15 protein-coding genes are annotated in these 15,492 nt (G+C 47.2%); 4 read left to right on the forward strand and 11 right to left on the reverse strand.

Annotation, left to right across the window (positions count from 1 at the left end):
• Window positions 1–50: 50 nt before the first annotated feature.
• The 4 genes from infA to trxB form a co-directional block, all read right to left on the reverse strand.
• Window positions 51–269 (reverse strand): translation initiation factor IF-1, encoded by a 219-nt coding sequence (gene infA, locus ACUJFK_RS08695; protein ID WP_008610216.1) that lies wholly within the window; start codon window positions 267–269, stop codon window positions 51–53.
• 95 nt (window positions 270–364) lie between these two features.
• Window positions 365–1,090 (reverse strand): arginyltransferase, encoded by a 726-nt coding sequence (locus tag ACUJFK_RS08700; RefSeq protein ID WP_445426698.1) that lies wholly within the window; start codon window positions 1,088–1,090, stop codon window positions 365–367.
• An 8-nt stretch (window positions 1,091–1,098) separates the two neighbouring features.
• Window positions 1,099–1,812, reverse strand: coding sequence for a leucyl/phenylalanyl-tRNA--protein transferase (aat, locus tag ACUJFK_RS08705; protein WP_306176641.1), 714 nt, complete (start codon window positions 1,810–1,812; stop codon window positions 1,099–1,101).
• Window positions 1,813–1,962: 150 nt separating this feature from the next.
• Window positions 1,963–2,919, reverse strand: coding sequence for a thioredoxin-disulfide reductase (gene trxB / locus ACUJFK_RS08710; protein ID WP_226750938.1), 957 nt, complete (start codon window positions 2,917–2,919; stop codon window positions 1,963–1,965).
• A 202-nt stretch (window positions 2,920–3,121) separates the two neighbouring features.
• Between trxB and trhA the strand changes: the two genes are divergently transcribed.
• On the forward strand, window positions 3,122–3,760 hold the full coding sequence (gene trhA, locus ACUJFK_RS08715) for a PAQR family membrane homeostasis protein TrhA (RefSeq protein WP_445426699.1): 639 nt from the start codon (window positions 3,122–3,124) through the stop codon (window positions 3,758–3,760).
• A gap of 13 nt (window positions 3,761–3,773) precedes the next feature.
• Here the strand turns inward: trhA and ACUJFK_RS08720 are convergent, their stop codons facing one another.
• Window positions 3,774–4,832 carry a mechanosensitive ion channel domain-containing protein gene (locus tag ACUJFK_RS08720; RefSeq protein WP_445426700.1) on the reverse strand — a complete coding sequence of 353 codons (1,059 nt, stop codon included), beginning with the start codon at window positions 4,830–4,832 and terminating at the stop codon, window positions 3,774–3,776.
• Window positions 4,833–5,019: 187 nt separating this feature from the next.
• Here ACUJFK_RS08720 and ACUJFK_RS08725 point away from each other — a divergent pair, with 187 nt between their 5' ends.
• Genes ACUJFK_RS08725 through ACUJFK_RS08735 form a run of 3 tightly spaced genes read left to right on the forward strand, consistent with a single transcriptional unit; the run spans window position 5,020 to window position 7,804 of the window.
• On the forward strand, window positions 5,020–6,255 hold the full coding sequence (locus ACUJFK_RS08725; RefSeq protein ID WP_445426701.1) for a glycosyltransferase: 1,236 nt from the start codon (window positions 5,020–5,022) through the stop codon (window positions 6,253–6,255).
• The gene (locus ACUJFK_RS08730) at window positions 6,252–7,010 is read left to right on the forward strand and encodes a Nif3-like dinuclear metal center hexameric protein (RefSeq protein WP_306176637.1); all 759 of its coding nucleotides are present in this window, start codon (window positions 6,252–6,254) and stop codon (window positions 7,008–7,010) included. The genes ACUJFK_RS08725 and ACUJFK_RS08730 overlap by 4 nt, the downstream gene beginning before the upstream one ends.
• A 20-nt stretch (window positions 7,011–7,030) precedes the next feature.
• Complete coding sequence (locus ACUJFK_RS08735; RefSeq protein ID WP_445426702.1) at window positions 7,031–7,804, forward strand: methyltransferase; 774 nt, start codon at window positions 7,031–7,033, stop codon at window positions 7,802–7,804.
• 723 nt (window positions 7,805–8,527) lie between these two features.
• Here the strand turns inward: ACUJFK_RS08735 and ACUJFK_RS08740 are convergent.
• The 6 genes from ACUJFK_RS08740 to tamB all read right to left on the reverse strand — a co-directional run bounded on the left by ACUJFK_RS08740 (window position 8,528) and on the right by tamB (window position 15,489).
• Window positions 8,528–9,088, reverse strand: coding sequence for a hypothetical protein (locus ACUJFK_RS08740; protein ID WP_445426703.1), 561 nt, complete (start codon window positions 9,086–9,088; stop codon window positions 8,528–8,530).
• Window positions 9,089–9,184: 96 nt separating this feature from the next.
• Entirely contained in the window at window positions 9,185–9,388 is a 204-nt protein-coding gene (locus tag ACUJFK_RS08745; protein ID WP_445426704.1) for a hypothetical protein, read from the reverse strand.
• A gap of 101 nt (window positions 9,389–9,489) precedes the next feature.
• Entirely contained in the window at window positions 9,490–9,783 is a 294-nt protein-coding gene (locus ACUJFK_RS08750) for a hypothetical protein (RefSeq protein WP_445426705.1), read from the reverse strand.
• A 91-nt stretch (window positions 9,784–9,874) separates the two neighbouring features.
• Window positions 9,875–10,204 carry a hypothetical protein gene (locus ACUJFK_RS08755; RefSeq protein ID WP_445426706.1) on the reverse strand — a complete coding sequence of 110 codons (330 nt, stop codon included), beginning with the start codon at window positions 10,202–10,204 and terminating at the stop codon, window positions 9,875–9,877.
• Between the two features lie 104 nt (window positions 10,205–10,308).
• Window positions 10,309–10,665: a gamma-glutamylcyclotransferase family protein gene (locus ACUJFK_RS08760; protein WP_445426707.1), complete on the reverse strand. Its 357-nt coding sequence runs from the start codon at window positions 10,663–10,665 to the stop codon at window positions 10,309–10,311.
• A gap of 1,089 nt (window positions 10,666–11,754) precedes the next feature.
• Window positions 11,755–15,489, reverse strand: coding sequence for an autotransporter assembly complex protein TamB (tamB, locus tag ACUJFK_RS08765; RefSeq protein WP_445426708.1), 3,735 nt, complete (start codon window positions 15,487–15,489; stop codon window positions 11,755–11,757).
• Window positions 15,490–15,492: the final 3 nt, after the last annotated feature.

Here is a 15,492-nt window from a genome sequence, read left to right on the forward strand (position 1 = left end):
AATGCCGGGTTTATCCAATAAACGAAAGCGTGTTCGTTTTTGGCTAATGCTTAACGCTGACGGAAAACGATCCGGCCTTTGGTTAAGTCGTACGGCGTCAGTTCAACCGTGACTTTGTCACCAGTTAAGATGCGGATATAGTTCTTACGCATTTTGCCAGAGATATGAGCGATCACAACGTGACCGTTTTCTAGTTCAACTTTGAACATCGTATTTGGCAGGGTATCCAAAATGGTACCTTGCATCTCAATTACATCTTCTTTCGCCATTCAGCGTACTCGCCTCTATAAAAAATTGGGTGCCTTCGAAAAACAGCGCAGATTGTGCCGAAAAGCCGTCGATAAGTAAAGCAGCAAGCGCTTTTTTACGCAAATGAATGCCAGTAACCATTAAAAAAACGCTGATGAGGTCGAAATTCGCTCTTATAGGCCATTTTTTTGCAGCCTTCAATTTGATAGCCAAGATAAACAAAACGCCGATCGGTGGTCGCTGCGAAGTCTAATAGATATAAAATCGCCAGCTTACCCGGTGAAAACCGAGCTCCTTCAGCAGCGAAAAAAGTATAAACCGCGGAAAAACTATCACTAAGATCATCAATGATACTGACTGCCATTAACACATCAGCTTGATACAGCTTTAACAAGCGGATAGGTTGCCAGTAGCTATGTAATAACGAGTGTAATTGTTCATCTGTAGCCGGAAACATCACACTGTCAGCATGTTTAAAAGCGATATAGCGGCTGAATAGGGCAAATAACTCGGTGTATTCTGCGCTATCAATTTGGGGGGCGTCACTCAGTTTATAATGCCAACGTTCGCGCTGTGCTTTATTTAATATGCGTCGCTGTGCAGCACTGGGTTGAAAATCGCTCACCAGTATCCGTAATGATTGACAGGCACTGCAGTCTGCACAGTGCGGTCGATAAATTTGATCCCCACTGCGCCGGAAATTATAGGCGATGAGTTGGCTATAGGTATCGGCTTCAATTGGCTCAGGACCAATCAATACGGCTAATTGTTCTTGTTGTTCAGGGAGATAACTGCAGGTTGTCGGCTGCGTTAAACCAAATTGTAAGGCAATATTTTCCATTCAGGACCTTAATACTGCAACGTTAAGGTTTGCGCTTGCCAATGTTTTGCCGGTGCCGGCAGAGTGCGGAGTTGTTGCAGCAATTCGAGGTAATCGGCTCTTGGCATGGTACTGGCACCTTGTTTTAATAAAAAAGGGTTGGGTAGCTGACAATCAATCCAGCCCGGTGCATAACGCTGTAAATGTTGTTGTAGCGCAACGAGCGCGAATTTAGCGCCATTGTCGATACGGTTGAACATCGATTCTCCACAAAACAACTGGCCTAATTGTACACCGTACAACCCTCCGACTAACTGCTGCTGTTGCCAGATTTCAATACTGTGCGCTAAGCCCTGTTGATGAAGCGCAATATAGGCTTGCTGAATATCAGGCAAGATCCATGTTTGTGCTTGGCTTGGTCTCGGGGCCGCGCAAAGTTTCACCACGGCAGCAAAGTCATGATTAAGGGTAATCTGCAGCTCGGATTTTTGCCATTGTTTACGCAAGGTGCGATTTAATTGCAGCGTGTTAGGAGGAAATACCGCACGCGTACCCGGGCTCCACCATAACAGCGGATCGCCATCGGCAAACCAAGGAAAAATACCAGACTGATAAGCCAACGTTAACCGTGCCACCGATAAATCCCCGCCCATCGCCAACAAACCATCCGGCTCGGTCAACGCTTGACTTACCGGGGGGAAAACAAGTGAATTAACAGTTAGCTCAGGCAAATAAATCGGCATAGCAATGTCCGGTTAAAAAGCACTAAAAACCCCGTTACAACGCCAACCTGTCTCAGAGTGAGGTCTAACCTGTCTCAGAGTGCGGTCTGACCAGTCTCAGAGTGTGGTTGGACCTCACTCTGAGACGTTTAAGGTGTTAACAGGGATGGCTTATTTGGCAAGGGCGTCTAGGTAGCGCTCAGCATCTAGTGCAGCCATACAGCCTGAACCGGCTGAGGTGATGGCTTGACGATAAATATGGTCGGCAACATCACCGGCAGCGAAAACGCCTTCAATACTGGTTTGTGTCGCGTTGCCTTCAGTACCACTGTGTACTTTCAGGTAGCCGCCGTTCATTTCTAGCTGGCCAGCGAAGATGTCGGTATTCGGTTTATGACCAATGGCAATAAAGACGCCTTGTAAGGCAATATCTTTAGTCGCTTCACCTTGGGTTGAAGCTAAACGTACACCATTCACGCCCATATCATCGCCTAGCACTTCTTCTAAGGTGCGGTGCGTATGCAGAATAATGTTACCGCTGGCCACTTTGGCCATTAAACGGTCGATTAAGATTTTTTCTGCTTTGAAGGTATCGCGGCGGTGCACTAAATGCACTTCTGCAGCGATATTGGCTAAATACAGCGCTTCTTCCACTGCGGTATTACCGCCACCGATCACTGCTACTTTTTGGTTACGATAGAAGAAACCATCGCAGGTAGCACACGCTGAAACACCACGGCCGCTGTAAGCTTGCTCTGACTCTAAACCTAGATATTTAGCAGAAGCGCCGGTACAGATTATCAGCGCATCGCAGCTGTATTGGCCGTTATCACCCGTTAAAATAAAGGGGCGCTGTTGTAATTGCACGGTATGAATATGGTCAAACACGATCTCGGTATTGAAAGCTTCTGCGTGAGCCTGCATCCGTTCCATTAACGCTGGGCCTGTTAAACCATGCGCATCACCCGGCCAGTTTTCGACTTCAGTGGTGGTGGTTAATTGACCACCTTGCTGCATGCCGGTAATTAATACCGGTTGTAAGTTAGCACGGGCGGCATAAACGGCGGCCGTGTAACCGGCAGGACCTGAGCCAAGAATAAGTAATTTGCTGTGTTTTATCTCTGACATCAGAGCGCTCCATTATCAATCATCAAAACAAGTAGGCGGATTCTACGGCAAAGGCCGAGCAAAGCGAAACCCCGTAAAGCGGATATGCGGGTGTTTTGCTGTAAATAAAGACGAACAGACAGTTAAAATTGTCGACTGTGGTTAGGCATTAGCAATAAAGCTGGTAAGATGAGTTGCATTATCGCACCTATTTTAAGATGTTATGAGTCATTACAGCCGTTTAGAAGATCAATTACACAGTTTAAGCCATGGTATTGGTGCCTTGCTGGCTTGTGTCGGTGGCTATGCCTTGTTTTCACATACCCTAGAGGGGGATGTTTGGCAGCGGGTGGCCGCGCTACTTTATGCCAGCGCTTTGGTGCTGCTGTATAGCAGTTCTTGTTTGTATCATGCGGTGGTGGATCCGGTATTAAAGTTTCGCTTTAGACAGCTAGATCACGCCGCAATTTTTATTTTAATTGCGGGTACTTACAGCCCTATAACCTTAGTCAGTTTGCGGGGGCATTGGGGCTTGGCGTTGTTTGCGCTGGTTTGGGCCATTGCCATTGGCGGCGTGTTGCTAGAATGGCTCACTGCGATGAAATACAAAAAATTGTCGCTGGCGCTTTATCTTGGCTTAGGTTGGGTGGCGGTTTTGGCGTTAAAACCGATGCTGCAGCAATTAGAGCCGGGGGCTTTAATGCTGTTGTTAGCCGGCGGCCTAAGTTATTCGTTTGGTGTCATTTTTTACGTTTGGAAAAGCTTGTACATGCATCATTTAATCTGGCATCTGTTTGTGATGGCCGGTAGTATTTTGCACTTTTTGGCGGTGTACTGGTATGTGCTACCCGTACCCCGCTAAGTGTGATTTAAGCTTATTGAGCAGGCGATTCGGCTTGTTCAACCGGGGTATCATTTAATATTTTTAGCTGGTCTTTTAGCATTTTTAGTTGCTGCTGAAGCAGTTCTTTTTGCTCATCTTTGGCATCGCCTAACCTTTGTTCACACTCGGCAATTTGTGCCTGCAAACCTGCTTTGGCGTTCTCGCGTTGCTCTGCTTCTTCGGCTTTATCAAACACGACGCTTTCTGCCACATTTTCAGTGTGACTCGGTGTAATAGGTTGGCGCCCCACAGGGATCACCTTGCTATCATCCGGCACTTTACGTTGATTCATAAAGCTGGGTGACATAATTTCGATACCCTCACCATGCAGGCCATCTAAAACCTGTTTGCGCAAATTTGAACGAGCACTGAGTAAACTTTTTACATCAACCAACATACCGCTGATTTTATAAGTAATCGCGAAATTACCCAGCTCAAGCACTTGCACAAAGGGATCGGTTAACTGGCTATTTTCCGCTGCTTGCAGCAGCAGCGTTTCAACTTGAGCATGATGCACATCATAGCCCAAAGATAAGGTTGTTGAGACAATACAACCCGAGCTGCGCGTCACAGTAACGGCAGTACTGACCAGAAGAGTATTGGGGATCGCCACCAATTCACGGTTTTCGGTTTGGATTTCGGTATCCAGTAAACCGCGTTCTACCACACGACCGAATAGCTCCCCGACTTGAATAAAATCGCCCGTCCGAAAAGGTTTGGTCACCCTTAGCATAGTGCCGGCCATAATATTCGAAAACAGGGTGCTAGAAGAAAACGCAAATACCCCCGAAATGACTAAACCAATTAATCCAATCACTTGGTTGCGGGAGCTATCACTCACCGGTAACGCCAGGGCAATGGCTATCACACCCATCAGCGTTAGCGTTAACATGGCTAATTGCCGTGGGAAAAGGCGTTCATTGCCATCGTTCTGATGGCGTTGGATTAAAAAGACGTGCGCGATCCACAAGATTGCAGTGACGATGATTGCCGTAACCGCTAGCGGTAAAAACAGCAGTATCGTTTCGTTAACTGTTTGCAACAGTGACATAAAGACGTTTTCCCTAATCGCAATGTGATGCAGACAATCTGATGTTGCTGATAATGATGAACACTAGCCAATCACCTGATTTTAATCAATGTCTTTTTATCTCAACGTCAGTGAAATACGGGGTGGCAACACAGATGCTATTTACAGGCTTAGCAGGTAGAATATGGCCTTTTGAATAGGAGCCAACATGCCACTGTTAGTGATTATTGGTTACGTTTGGCCTGAACCCAATTCGTCGGCGGCGGGGAGCCGAATGCTCAGTTTACTGCAGTTATTTCAACAGCAGGGCTGGCAGGTGATCTTTGCCAGTGCGGCGGAAAAAAGCCCGCATCGCTTTGCTTTAGAAAGTATTGGTGTTACTGAGCAGAGCATTGCACTGAACGACAGCAGTTTTGATCAATGGATCGCTGAGTTACAACCTGCTGCCGTATTGTTCGATCGTTTTATGTTAGAAGAACAATTTGGCTGGCGCGTAGCCGAGGCTTGCCCAGAGGCTTTACGTTTACTTGATATGGAAGACGTGCATGCGCTGCGCCATGCCCGGCATGAAGCTGTTAAGCAGCAGCGACCGTTGCAGCTAGCTGACTTGAACAATGAACTTGCTATGCGTGAAGTGGCCGCGATTTATCGTTGTGATCTTACCTTGGTGATTTCTGAGTATGAGCTGCAATTATTACAACAGCATTATCAGCTGCCAGCCAACTTAATGGCCTATTGCCCATTTTGGCAAACTGAGCCTGTTGCTAGCGCGCCTGGCTTTGCTGAACGGCAGCACTTTATTAGTATTGGTAATTTCCGGCATTCGCCCAATTGGGATGCCGTATTGTGGTTAAAGCAGCAGTTATGGCCACAGATCCGAGCGCAGTTACCCCAAGCAGAGTTGCATATTTATGGAGCCTATCCGCCACCCAAAGCCACCGCCTTACATAATGCTCGAGAAGGCTTTTTAGTGAAAGGCTGGGTAGATAATGCCGAGCAGGTTATGCGTCAAGCCCGAGTCTGTTTAGCGCCGCTGCGCTTTGGCGCCGGTTTAAAAGGCAAGTTATTGCAAGCCATGCAATGTGGCACACCCAGTGTGACGACGCCTATTGGTGCAGAAGGGATGACCATCGACAGTGGCTGGGCCGGTCAGATTGCCCAGACTAGCAGCGAGCAGGCAGCTGCCGCCTGTCAGATGTATCAAGATGCTGCCGCTTGGCAAAGCGCGCAACAGCAAGGTTTTCACATTTTAGCTACGCGCTTTGACAGTGATCAAGCTCAGTATTTTTGGCAGCGATTACAACCGCTGCTGGTCGAAACGGCTCTAACGCGAGCAGAGCGGCGCGCCAGCAATTTTACTGGCCAGATGTTACAATCGCATGCTTATCGTAGTACCCGTTATATGGGGCAGTGGATAGAAGCGAAAAATAGGAAAATGCCATGATTGAACGCCAACAGTTAGTCGACTATTTGGATCAGTTACTCGACAGTGGGCGCATTAAAGATTATTGCCCTAATGGTTTGCAGGTAGAAGGCAAAGCACAGATCCAAACCGTGGTCACTGGTGTCACTGCCAGCATGGCGCTATTAGAGCAAGCGGCGGCCTTAAATGCCGATGCCATCCTGGTGCATCATGGTTACTTCTGGAAAAATGAAGCGCCCATGGTGGTTGGCATGAAAAAGCGCCGTTTACAGCTTTTGTTAGCGCATGACATCAATTTATTGGGCTATCATTTGCCGTTAGATGTGCACCCAACCTTAGGTAATAATGCACAATTAGCCCAAATTTTACATCTTGAAACGGCCACACCCGTGTTAGGTGTTGAGCCGCTTGGCGTATTGCAACAAGGTAAGTTAGCCAAAGCAACGCCTCTCACCGAGATCGCTGCGTTGTTAGCAGAACAATTGCAGCGTGACCTGTTGGTCGAAGATGTAGGTATTGGTGCAGTAACCAAATTAGCATGGTGTAGCGGCGGCGGCCAAGGCTATATCGAACAAGCCGCAGCGGCCGGGGCACAGCTATTTATTAGTGGTGAAGTTTCAGAGCAAACTATTCACTGTGCGCGCGAGCTGGGAATTCACTTTATTGCCGCAGGCCATCACGCCACAGAGCGTTACGGTGTAAAAGCCTTAGGTGAGCATTTAGCCTCTGAGCTGGGTTTAACCGTACATTTTGTTGATATTGCTAACCCGGCTTAACCTGCCGACAAAGAGGCGCAATGCGCGATAAATTAACCGATCGTAATTTTGATCAATTAGCTGAGCGTTTCCAGCAAAACATTTATAACACCAGCAAGGGGCAGTTGCGCCAAGCGGTGTTAATGCGCGACCTATTGGCGCTCCCGCTGTTAGCTAAGCCTTGTTCGGTGTTAGATGTCGGCGGTGGTCAGGGGCAACTCGCTTTGCGGCTAGCAGCCTTGGGGCATCAGGTGCATTTAACCGATATCTCTGCGGACATGCTGGCGATTGCAAAGGCGCAGGCTGAAGCGGTAAACTTGTTGCAACAATTTAGCTTTACCCATAGCCCATTACAAACCCTGAGCAGTCAACTTGCCGGGCGACAGTATCCGCTGGTACTTTGTCATGCGGTATTAGAGTGGTTGGTTGATCCAGCCAGCGCAATTAAACAATTACGGCAAGTGCTGGCACCCGGTGGCATTTTGTCTCTGATGTTTTTTAATAAAGACGCGCTTCGCTTTAGTAATATTTTGTATGGCAATTTTGATTACGTAAAAGCCGATATGCGAGTGAAAAAACCGGTACGCTTAAGCCCACAGCAGCCGTTACTGCAAGCGGATGTGCTGGCGTGGTGTCAGCAAGCGGGGTTCAGCGTCATAAGTAAAAGTGGTGTACGCTGTTTTCATGATTATTTACGTGATCGTCAGCTACAAATCACTCAATACAGCGAACTTGAAGCACTCGAGTTACAATACAATCAACAAGAGCCGTATGCGTCGTTAGGGCGTTACACGCACTTATTGCTGCAAGGTTAAACAAAATGCCGTGATGGCTATGACAAGTGATAGCTTCGGTGTTATATACCAAGACCCTTAACGTTTTCGCCGTTGGCGAGAGACTTTCTTTTGCGTCGCCAAAAGAAAGTATCCAAAGAAAATGCGACCCCACTTCCGCTCGAAAGCCCGACTGCTCATGCGCTGTCCAAGGCGAAAACGTAACTCGCGCTATGCTTCGTCGCTGCACTCAAACACCCGTTTTCTTAAAACCTTGGCCACCGATGATCAGTCGGCTCGCTCTAAGGGGACTAAAATCCGGAGCAAGCTCCAAGCTTCGGGGGCAGATACCAAGACTCTATTGATGAGTTAATAGCGAAGTAAACGTTGGCTTAAGACGTTTTCAGGGATGAAAAAGAGGAGCGTACACGGATGTATTTACCGCGTTCTCCAGTCAAAGCTTTACGGAGCATTTAACCTTTTCGCCGTTGGCGAGATACTTTCTTTTGCGTCGACAAAAGAAAGTATCCAAAGAAAATGCGCCCCCACTTCCGCTCGAAAGCCCGGCTGCTCATGCGCTGTCCAAGGCGAAAACGTAACTCGCGCGGCGCTACCGTCGCTGCACTCAAACACCCGTTTTCTTAAAACTTTGGCCACCGATGATCAGTCGGCTCGCTCTAAGGGGAAAAAAGCCAGAGCAATATTCGCATAGCTCAATAGCTTGTTTTTGTTCCAGCGAACGCAGTGAGCGACTACAGAAGTTTTTTAGGCATTTACGCTTCTTTGCAGCTGTCCTAACTGGTATTGAAGTTCTAAATTTTCGTCAACTATTTTTATTAAGTTTTCATACTTAGCCTGCACAATATTAGAAGTAAATCTAATTTCATCTTCGGCAATCGAAAATGACGCAGAATGTTCACCAATCAGATCTAAAATATCAACAACTGTTTCTATAGCAATAACTTTTGATGAATTGATTTTAAGGCGTATCTCTTGTTTTCTTAGGAGACTAGAAAATAACTCTTCCCAAAATAGGGCTCTATTTTTTTCACTCAAACTACTTAGATGCGCATCTACTTCATTTAGGTAAGTTCGATGGAAATTCTCGTAAAACGTCCTTTCCAATGTAAGTTGATCTTTGTATTTTAACAAAGTCTCTTTACATACCTTGCGATCTGCTTCCGAAAAATGATTATCTGTATAAAAACACTCTTCTACATTTAATTCAATTCGTTGCTTCGAAAATAGTGCCTCTCCCTCGGACAAAAGCTTATTCATTTTTTTAACAATAGTTGAGAGATTTTCTCTGAAGTAGGATATATCCATAAATTGCCTAATGCTTTGCACTGGGGCGACAAGCCGCGTAGCGGGTTGACGTCGCAGCCAGCGCTTTTCGCTGGCTATAATATTTGTTTGTTATAGCTAATCCCCGCCAAAATAACTTAACGTATAAACAACACCTATACCAAATAGTGCCAGCCCAGAAATACTAAATAAATGCTTTCTACGCGTGACTTCGGCGTCTGACATTTCAAGTGATTTCTTAAATGGTAAATAACCTAAGCCTTTGGCTAGACGGTTAATTCCAATACAATAACCCAAAACCGCCATTATAATTTGGACCACTTACCTACTCCTTTTGGAATAACACAAAGCTTTGGGGCGGCTGGAGCGCAGCTTAAGCCGTCACAGCCACGATAGAGTGGCGATAACGCTTTGTTATGTGCCTACTCAACAACGTGTACATTGAAAGTGCACATTTTGTGTACATAACACATAAAGCAAAGAATTCGAATGCTATCAGATCCGCCTGCAGCATTTTCAGCTTCTTCTGTCCACTCCCCAAATTTTTCAAAATGTATATGACACTTTTCACACCATGCATCTGGAAAAGGGTCATCAGCTTGAATTTCATAGGAATACCATTCGGTGCAGTCATTCTCTAGGATATGGCAACAAACAAAAGTTGCAGGTACTTTTCCATGTTCACAACACTCAACCTCATAAGATTCATCAGGCATGGAACCTCCTTGGCACATAACGCCCCGCGCATGCGCGCGAACTTGTGAGCGTCGCAGCCAGCGCTTTTTTGCTAGCGATAATATTTCCTTGTTAGCGTCTGTACTCGCAAAGACGCGCAACCTGTTCTTGTGTTGCTTGTGAAAACTGAGCCAATTGCTTATCGGTTAATACACCGTGATGTTTCAAAGCAGCTATTTTAAACACCGCATTACTGCGTTTGAGATCATTAAACATCTCAGCAATAGCTTCATCTTCTTTGTTAATTAATTTCCATAGCTCTAAGTAAGTCTCATGCTCCCGATCTTTGCGGGTAGATGATATTTGCTCGATACGTCGAAATATTGTTTCGCATGCAGAATTAAGCAAGCTTTCTTTAAGACCGCTAAGTCTTTTCCAATCTTTCTCAGGTATCGATGACATCTGAATTTGCTCCTGAAGACGCTAACGTCCAAATTTAGCGCGGAAAGCCGCGTAGCGGGTTGACGTTGCAGCCAGCTTTTTTTGCTGGCGATAATATTTGTTTGTTAGCTGCCGCACGAAGGAGCAGCCATTGATCTCGCCAGTTCATAAATGTGCGCCTCGATGGTAGCGCCGTCCTGAAGCTGCACCGATACCAGAACCCGGACATAATCATCCCCTTCGAACTTGTCTAGGTGCGCCCAATGAGCAGCCAAATCATCCGAGGTGAATAGGAACCCTTCGATATCGTCGCCGTATTCTGTCAGGACAATACCCGGATAGCCAACGGCCGCGCCCCAGCCCTCTCGCAACAGCGAGCCTCGAACCGTAGCGGGCTCCCACGTTCCCGGAACGTCTGCAAGGATGTGTTCATTGGGGCGGCCGGGAGCAAGAGTACCGTAAACGAATAGTCGGTTAGTCATGCGCTCTCCCAATACAGCTAACATTTATTATGTAGACCTCTCAGTAACACCCGAGAGGTAAAATTAATTTATGCTTATGAGTTTACCGAAAATCAATGGTTTGAGAAGTCAGATAAGCGCTTAATTCACTTTTAATTTACGATCTTACTAAGAAGCCTCATAAATACCTCATCACAATAATACACAAATACTTGCAGTATCAAATCTTATGGTGATTTCGATGCAGCAGGAATTTTTGTTGTGCGCTCAAAGCCGAAATAATCTTAAATCGAAATACTCCGAAGGCTAAACTGCCTTTAATCCCTTTACGTTGCAAGCCGAGCAAGTTTGCACGACCAAGGTTTTAAGACGAGGGATGTTTGAGTGAGGTGCGGTAGCGCCGAGCGAGTTACCTCGTCGCCTTGGGCGGGCAAAATTGAGCGGGCTTTCGCTGCAACGTAGGTCGCATTTTCTTTGGTGACGTTCTTTTGGCGAGACAAAAGAACGTTACTCGCCAACGGCGAAAACGTTAAACGCTGCGTAAAGCTTCGGCTGGAGCACGCTTTAAATACATCCTTGTACGCTCCTCTTTTTCATCCCTGAAAAAGACGTCTCCAGCCAAAGTTTACTTCGCTATTAACTCGCCCCGCATCAATCCGAAGTGTCTGTGCTGTTAATCCCATTACGTTGCAAGCCGTGCAAGTTTGCACGACCAAGGTTTTAAGACGAGGGGTGTTTGAGTAAGGTGCGGTAGCGCCGAGCGAGTTACCTCGTCGCCTTGGGCGGGCAAAATTGAACGGGCTTTCGCTGCAACGTGGGTCGCATTTTCTTTGGTGACTTTCTTTTGGCGAGACAAAAGAAAGTTACTCGCCAACGGCGAAAACAGTTATTTAGATTACAAAGTTGTCTCACTTCAACAATTGAAATCGGATCCACTGGTTGGTATTCCTATAGTTGCTCCCGCTGAAACTAACAGGCTTTTAAACCCTTAACGTTTTCGCCGCAACGTGGGGCTGTAAAGTCAAGTTTATAGGTAACGTTCTTTTTGGCGAAACAAAAGAACGTTACTCGTCAATGGCGAAAAAGTGGTTCACTTATAAGCAAGTTACTTTAATCAAATTCAAATTTGTAGAGCACATCAACAGCGTTATCCAAGCCTGATACTGCCTCTAAAAACAGGCTGCGCATCAAGCGATAGCGCAGTGTAAACTGGCCAATCGGTTGAAAAATACCAATACCGTATTTTAGTTGTAAATCTCGGGTCAGATAACCACTGACGGTAACCTGTGAGTTATCACCGGCACCTTCGGTATCCAGAGTGAGATCACTGACCCCAAAAGCCTCACCAATTTCCCCAACCAGCTTACCGCTAGACGCGAAGCTCATGCCAATTAAGCTGGTGGTAACGCTGTTGGCGGCATTGCCTGATTCACTGTCGAGATCTCGGCCCATAATTAAATAGGAAAGGGCATTGGCTTGCGGTTTAGAGGGCTCGGAGAAAATACTAATCACCGGTTGATCGGCCGGACCTGTGACGCGAATACCGGCGATCACGTCATCTTCCATATTAATTGGGTTACGAATGGCTTCGACGTTTAAAAACGGCTGATCAGCGGGGCCACTGAACGTCATTTTGCCTTGGCGGATTAATAAGTCTTGGCCATAAGCACGAAAGGTACCGTCTTGTAAGTTCACTTCACCGCGCACGGTGGGGTTAAACTGTTGTTGTTGCACACGTAAGTCACCGTTTAAACGGGTTTTTAAGCCAAATGCGGATAAACTCACCGCTTGCCCAAGTTGCACGCGAATGTCTGTTTCAATGGCAAAAGCCGCTGCTTGCTCTTCGCTGATGGGTTTTAGGCGGCGATCTAAGAGCACCAAATCGTTGGATAAGCCCACGGCATTTTGCGGCAAGCTATCAACGATAATCGTTGCACGCGGGATCTGCACTATACCTGTTATTTTACTGCGCCCGGGTGCGGCGGTGATCTGCAGGTCGGGTTTTACAAACAGTAAGGCTTGTGGGATCTGCAGTTTTAATTCATCCCCTTTGACTTGCACCGCTAAACGCCAATCTTCACGCTGTTGCCAATTAGCATCACCGCTTAAGGTGACCCGGCCTTCAGGGGTGTTGACGATGCCGCTTAAGCTGGCTTGTTCACCGGTAAACTTTACTTGTAAATCGGCTTGCTCAATATCGGTTGGCGCTAATTTACCTTTAACCCGCAGATCGGCAAGGCGCAGCTCACCGGCAATTTGCGGCTCTGCTAAATCGCCGCTGATACTTAATTGGCTGGATAAGGTACCCGCCAGCTCGCTGTATTCATCCAGTAACGGCCGTAAAAAATCTAATGTCAGGTTTTGTAGCGTAATTTCACTGCGTAACGGTTTTTGTTCTTGGTTTAAATCACTGATCAAAGTTTGTGCCTGTAACACACCCTCCTTGCCAATACGCAGTTCAAGTTGGCTGCGTAGCTGATGTTGTTCGAGTGACGCATTAAGCGATAATGCCGACCAATCTAAAGTCACCGGCACATCCAGTTGTTGCGTAAAACTGCCCGGTTCACCGTTTAATTGTAGCGTTGCCTTGGCGGCTTGGCCTTGTTGCCATTTTGCGGCCAATTGCAGTGAAATGCCGCCTTTTAAACTCGATTGATAGGGCAGTAGCGGGTTTAATTGTGCTAATTGATAATCTGCTAGCGTTAAGCTGAGGTTGATCGCTTCACGGTTTAAGGTGGTTGCTTCGGTTAAACATAAGGTGGTGGGGGCTTGCTGCCAACAATGCGCGGCCAGGCTTAATTGTTGCTTGATAATATCGACGGTAATAGGCAGCGGCGCAGTTAATTGCCAAGCGCCTGCTGGGCTGGTTAAGGCCACTTGTTGCAGCTCGGCTTGCCAAAGCTGGCGATCGGTTAAGGCTCCTGATAAGTTGATATCGGTACTGAACTCATCCGCGGTCAGCGCCAGTTTTAATTGATGTGCCAACTCGGTGCCGCTTAGCTCAAGCGATAATTGCTGTAAACGTTGTTGTTGATATTGCCCCTTCGTCGCGCTCAGTTTCAATTGGCTGCGGATCGGTTGTGCCAAAGACACCTGTGCGGTTAGGTTCGCTTCGGCCAGTCGAAAATCTTCATAGTTGAGCTTGCTGGCATTAAGTGCGATTGAAATATCAGGCTGTTTCGCCAGGCCGCGTACTGATAAAGCACCGTTTATTGCACCTTTTAAACCCGGGATACTCATTGCTAATTGCGGCAGTGTGATTTCGCCATCCAATTGCCATTGTTCCGCCAGTGAACCTTGGACACTCAGCGTATTGCTGCCGTGACTTAAGGTTAAGCTCGGCGTTGTTAGCTGCCAATCGGCGTTGGCGGGTTGGCCGGTTAGCGCTAATTCGCCCTGTATTTGCAGTGCTTGACCACGTAATGGGCCGCTCAAGTTTACTTGTGGTACGTGCAACTCAAGTTGTCCTGCTGTGTTATAGCTGCCTTGGGTTTGCAGCGAGCCTTGCAAGCGACCGGGGAAATCAGGCCAATATTGACCCGGCTGGATATCGTTTAAGTTTAAGGCTAATTGCCAGGCTATCTGCTGCTGTAAGTTGAGTAAACCTTCGGCACTGATCATGCCGCCTAGGGTCGTCAATTGCAGTTGGGCAAGATCAAGTTGTTGTTGCCAATGTTGCCATTGACCTTGCAGTAGTAGTTGACTGTCGGGCAGGTTGCTACCCGTGATGGCGCTGGTTAATGACAGGTTTAAAGCACTTAAACGGCCAGTCACTTTTAATTGGGTGTCGTGCAACTGCATAGTCGGTGCGCTTAACGGCCAGTTCAACTGGGGGCTTTGCAGGCTAAGTTGTAACGGTAAATCATCGGTTAACAACGCCAATTCGCTGTGTAACTCTGCAGTAATAGGCCCTGAAGCCAACAATGACAACGACAGATCCGCCAGATCGCCACCAAGTGTTAACTTCAAGCGCTGTCCTGCAAAATCGCCTTGGTTTAACGTTGCATCAAGTTGTGCTTGTAGCGGGTAGTTAGGTTTGAGCTCGACATTGGCGCTAAATTGCACAGAGGCAAGCGGATGCTCGGCGCTGACATCCAGTAGCCGGATTTGTTGCGGCGTTAACTGGGCACTCAAGGTTAACTTCGCCAGTTGCTGATGCAACGCTGCTTGCTTAAAGCTGAATTCTGTCAGTTGGAAATCTTCTATCAGGATCGATAGCGGCAGCGAAAACTCGGGTAATACTGGCGCGTGATAGCCGGGTAATGCGGCGGTTTCAGTAGCTGCAGGCGCGAGCTCAACGCTTAATTGATGCCAACGTGTTTCGCTTAAACGCACTCGACTGCCCCAAGCAACCAAGGTGGTACTAAAAGATTGCCAAGCAAGTTGTTGAGTCGGGGTATTTAGGGCCACATCTTCTAATATGAGGCGGTTAATGTTAATAGGAATAGGGAGTAAAATACGCCCTGAACCGCTGGCCTCGGCGGGTGCTGCGCTCATCGTGTCTGGGTTGGTTTCTTCTAGGCTAGCGAGATCAATCCGACTACCACGCAGTTTTAATTCAGGGATACACACACGCAACTGTATTATGCAGCGTTTTTGCAGGCGAAAGGTTAGGCTTTCAAGCTGCACATTTGCTATGGCATTTTTAAAGCGAATATCCGCTAAGCTCACCCCACTTAACCAAGCGCCCTCAGTTTTGCCGATGCTTAATTCATCGACCAAGCTATCGGCTATCCAAACGCTAAAACGTAGCCCTGGCTGCGTAAACAACAGCAAGCTGAGTAACAGTAATACCGCTAACAAGGGCAGTACCAGTGTACGGTTTAACCAGCGGCGCACGCGCATTAG

This window comes from Alishewanella sp. HL-SH06, assembly GCF_052656265.1.

What these genes read in the sequence shown, in the direction of transcription:
- ACUJFK_RS08735 (WP_445426702.1), top strand. Translation starts at nt 7,031, where the DNA reads ATGCGCGATAAATTAACCGATCGTAATTTTGATCAATTAGCTGAGCGT.
- infA (WP_008610216.1), bottom strand. Translation starts at nt 269, where the DNA reads ATGGCGAAAGAAGATGTAATTGAGATGCAAGGTACCATTTTGGATACC.
- trhA (WP_445426699.1), top strand. Translation starts at nt 3,122, where the DNA reads ATGAGTCATTACAGCCGTTTAGAAGATCAATTACACAGTTTAAGCCAT.
- ACUJFK_RS08725 (WP_445426701.1), top strand. Translation starts at nt 5,020, where the DNA reads ATGCCACTGTTAGTGATTATTGGTTACGTTTGGCCTGAACCCAATTCG.
- ACUJFK_RS08720 (WP_445426700.1), bottom strand. Translation starts at nt 4,832, where the DNA reads ATGTCACTGTTGCAAACAGTTAACGAAACGATACTGCTGTTTTTACCG.
- ACUJFK_RS08700 (WP_445426698.1), bottom strand. Translation starts at nt 1,090, where the DNA reads ATGGAAAATATTGCCTTACAATTTGGTTTAACGCAGCCGACAACCTGC.
- ACUJFK_RS08760 (WP_445426707.1), bottom strand. Translation starts at nt 10,665, where the DNA reads ATGACTAACCGACTATTCGTTTACGGTACTCTTGCTCCCGGCCGCCCC.
- tamB (WP_445426708.1), bottom strand. Translation starts at nt 15,489, where the DNA reads ATGCGCGTGCGCCGCTGGTTAAACCGTACACTGGTACTGCCCTTGTTA.
- ACUJFK_RS08750 (WP_445426705.1), bottom strand. Translation starts at nt 9,783, where the DNA reads ATGCCTGATGAATCTTATGAGGTTGAGTGTTGTGAACATGGAAAAGTA.
- ACUJFK_RS08740 (WP_445426703.1), bottom strand. Translation starts at nt 9,088, where the DNA reads ATGGATATATCCTACTTCAGAGAAAATCTCTCAACTATTGTTAAAAAA.
- trxB (WP_226750938.1), bottom strand. Translation starts at nt 2,919, where the DNA reads ATGTCAGAGATAAAACACAGCAAATTACTTATTCTTGGCTCAGGTCCT.
- ACUJFK_RS08730 (WP_306176637.1), top strand. Translation starts at nt 6,252, where the DNA reads ATGATTGAACGCCAACAGTTAGTCGACTATTTGGATCAGTTACTCGAC.
- aat (WP_306176641.1), bottom strand. Translation starts at nt 1,812, where the DNA reads ATGCCGATTTATTTGCCTGAGCTAACTGTTAATTCACTTGTTTTCCCC.
- ACUJFK_RS08755 (WP_445426706.1), bottom strand. Translation starts at nt 10,204, where the DNA reads ATGTCATCGATACCTGAGAAAGATTGGAAAAGACTTAGCGGTCTTAAA.